The sequence below is a fragment of the Stenotrophomonas sp. HMWF023 genome (assembly GCF_003060985.1).
In the GTDB taxonomy this organism is placed as follows: domain Bacteria; phylum Pseudomonadota; class Gammaproteobacteria; order Xanthomonadales; family Xanthomonadaceae; genus Stenotrophomonas; species Stenotrophomonas lactitubi.
In genome coordinates this window covers 1-1,220 of the sequence record NZ_QAIJ01000095.1, presented here as the reverse complement: position 1 = coordinate 1,220, position 1,220 = coordinate 1, and the positions used below count along the sequence as shown (strand labels likewise).

At 65.8% G+C, this 1,220-nt stretch carries 2 protein-coding genes; one reads left to right on the top strand and one right to left on the bottom strand.

Translation table 11 applies throughout. The annotated features are described in order from the left end of the window. On the top strand, positions 1-327 hold a 327-nt coding region (locus DBR20_RS04705), incomplete at its 5' end, for a ribonucleotide-diphosphate reductase subunit beta (RefSeq protein WP_181393018.1). Between the two features lie 145 nt (positions 328-472). Here DBR20_RS04705 and DBR20_RS04700 read toward each other — a convergent pair. Further along, positions 473-1,108, bottom strand: coding sequence for a LysE family translocator (locus DBR20_RS04700; RefSeq protein ID WP_089241505.1), 636 nt, complete (start codon positions 1,106-1,108; stop codon positions 473-475). Positions 1,109-1,220: the final 112 nt, after the last annotated feature.

Sequence of the window (1,220 nt, the reverse complement as noted above, 5' to 3'; positions counted from 1 at the left end):
GAAGAGCCGGACCTGTTCGACGACAAGATGAAGCAGGATGTCTACGACATGCTGGCCGAAGCCATCGAGTGTGAAGTGCAGTTCGCCGAGGACGTGCTGTCCGGTGGCGTGGCGGGCATTTCCACCCGTGACATGCGCCAGTACCTGCAGCACTGCGCCGACAACCATTTCCATCGCCTGGGCATGGAGCGCAAGTACAACGTGCGCAACCCGCTGAGCTTCATGGAACTGCAGGACGTGCAGGAACTGACCAACTTCTTCGAACGCCGCGCCTCGGCCTACCAGGTGGGCGTGAAGGGCGAAGTCGCCTTCGACATGAACTTCTGATCGATCCGATCAGGTCTGTCGCGAGAAACCCCGGCCAACGCCGGGGTTTTTCGTTTGTGCGGTAGGGCCGGGGTCATGCCCGGCGAGCGCGCAGCGCGGAAGGTTTTCAGGGTGCCGTGCACATTCCGCCGGGCATGGCCCGGCGCTACCGCCGCCCATCCACTGCCATGCGCACGGCCAACCCGGCCAGCACCGTACCCATGAACCACCGTTGCACCGCCTGCCAGGTGGGACGGGCAGCCAGGAAGCCGGCGATGCTGCCGGCCATCATCGCGATGATGCCGTTCACGCTCACGCTGACCAGCAGCTGGGTGGAGCCCAGCACCAGCGACTGCATCAGTACGCCGCCTTCGCTGTCCGGGTGCAGGAACTGCGGCAGCAGGGACAGGTACATCACCGCGACCTTGGGGTTCAGCACGTTGGTCAGGAAACCCATCGCGAACAGCTTGCGCGGGCCGTCCACCGGCAGGTCACGCACCGCGAACGGCGAGCGGCCGCCCGGCTTCAGTGCCTGCCAGGCCAGGTACAGCAGGTACAGCGCGCCGCCGATGCGCAGCGCGTCGTAGGCAAACGGCACGGTCATCAGCAGCGCGGTGATGCCCAGCGCCGCGCACAGCATGTAGAACACGAAGCCCAGCGCCACCCCGCCCAGCGAGATCAGCCCGGCCACGCGGCCCTGGCAGATCGAGCGCGAGATCACGTAGATCATATTCGGCCCGGGTGTCAGCACCATGGCCAGCGAGACAAGGGCGAAGGCCAGCAGGTCGGACGTGGCGGGCATGGCGGGTTCACACAGTGGGGGTGCCGAAGTGTAGCGCCGCCTGCACGCCACCTGCCTTAAAATCCGTCTTACCCCACACCCGAACCGCCCCCATGACCCCTATCCCCGAGAC